This window comes from Streptomyces durocortorensis, assembly GCF_016901035.1.
Taxonomy (GTDB): Bacteria; Actinomycetota; Actinomycetes; order Streptomycetales; family Streptomycetaceae; genus Streptomyces; species Streptomyces durocortorensis.
In genome coordinates, this window is the sequence record NZ_JAFEUF010000502.1 from 1 (window position 1) to 1,206 (window position 1,206).

Genomic DNA, 1,206 nt, shown 5'->3' on the forward strand with positions numbered 1-1,206 from the left:
ACCCTATGCGCTCCGCCCCCGCCCCGACCGCCCCTTTTTCAGGCCCTCAGCGGCTCAGGCGCTGGAAGCGGCGGACCGCCAGCGGCAGGAACACCAGCGTGATCACGAGGGGCCACACCACGGCCATCAGCAGGGCGTGTTCCTCGACCCAGGTGCCGCCGCCCGCCACCGGGTTGCCGAAGAGTTCGCGGGTGGCCGTCGCGGTCGAGGAGATCGGGTTCCAGGCCGCGACGAAGCCGAGCCAGTCCGGCATCAGGGACGGGGCCACGAAGGTGCTGGAGATCATGGTGAGCGGGAAGGCGACCGCGTACAGCCCGCCCGCCGCCTCCGGGGTCGGCACCAGCATGCCGAGCCAGACGCCCACCCAGATCAGGCTGAACCGCAGCAGCAGGAGCAGCCCGAACGCCCCAAGCGCGCCCAGCAAGCCGCCGTCCGCGCGCCAGCCGATGAGCAGTGCCGTGACGGCCAGGATGGTCAGCTCGGCGGCGGCCACCACCAGGTCGGCGGCTCCGCGTCCGGAGGCGAACGCGGAGGGGGCCATCGGCATGGACCGGAAGCGGTCGACGACCCCCTTGGAGGCGTCGGTGACGACGGCCACGGCGGTGTTCATGAAGCCCATGGCCATGGTCATGGCGAACATGCCGGGCATCAGGAACTCCCGGTAGTCCCCGCCGCCGGGCACCTTCATCGCGCTGCCGAAGACGTATCCGTACAGCAGGACGGAGAGGATCGGGAAGCCCAACTGCCACACGATGGCGACGGGTTGGCGCTGGTACTGGGTGAGGGTACGGCGGGTGATGTTCCAGCAGTCGACGACCGCCCAGTAGGCGAGTCCGCGGACCGGGGGTCCGTCCGTCGCCGCGGGATTGCGTTCGAGCGTGGTCATGCGGCCGCCACCTCCAGGGCGTCGTGGTTCTCGGTTCCGTGCCCTGTCAGGCGCAGGAAGACATCGTCCAGGCTCGGCCGGCGCAGCCCGATGTCCTCCACCGCGATGCCGGCGTCCTGGAGACTCCGGGCCACCTCGGTGAGGGCGGCCACCCGGTCGGCGACCTGGGCGTGCACCCGGCGGGGGCGGCGGGGGGGGGGGCCCCGCCCCCCCCCCCCCCCCCCCCCCCCCCCCCCCCCCCCCCCCCGGTGCGGGCCCGGCCCCGCCACCCGCGTTCGTCACGGACCGGGGTGAGGCCGCAACCGGGAGCAGATGAGCGG

General features: G+C 73.3%; 1 protein-coding gene and 1 pseudogene. Both read right to left on the reverse strand.

Annotated elements, in window-relative coordinates; all coding sequences use genetic code 11:
* Window positions 1-46 precede the first annotated feature (46 nt).
* A complete protein-coding gene (locus JS521_RS35740; protein WP_205087002.1) occupies window positions 47-886 on the reverse strand; it encodes an ABC transporter permease in 840 nt (279 codons plus the stop codon).
* Window positions 883-1,071: pseudogene (locus JS521_RS35745) on the reverse strand (daunorubicin/doxorubicin resistance ABC transporter ATP-binding protein DrrA); the annotation flags it as partial. The gene JS521_RS35740 and the pseudogene JS521_RS35745, both read right to left, overlap by 4 nt.
* Window positions 1,072-1,206 lie beyond the last annotated feature (135 nt).

Excerpts from the sequence above, each read along its gene's own strand:
- JS521_RS35740 (WP_205087002.1), bottom strand. The coding sequence starts at position 886 with ATGACCACGCTCGAACGCAATCCCGCGGCGACGGACGGACCCCCGGTC.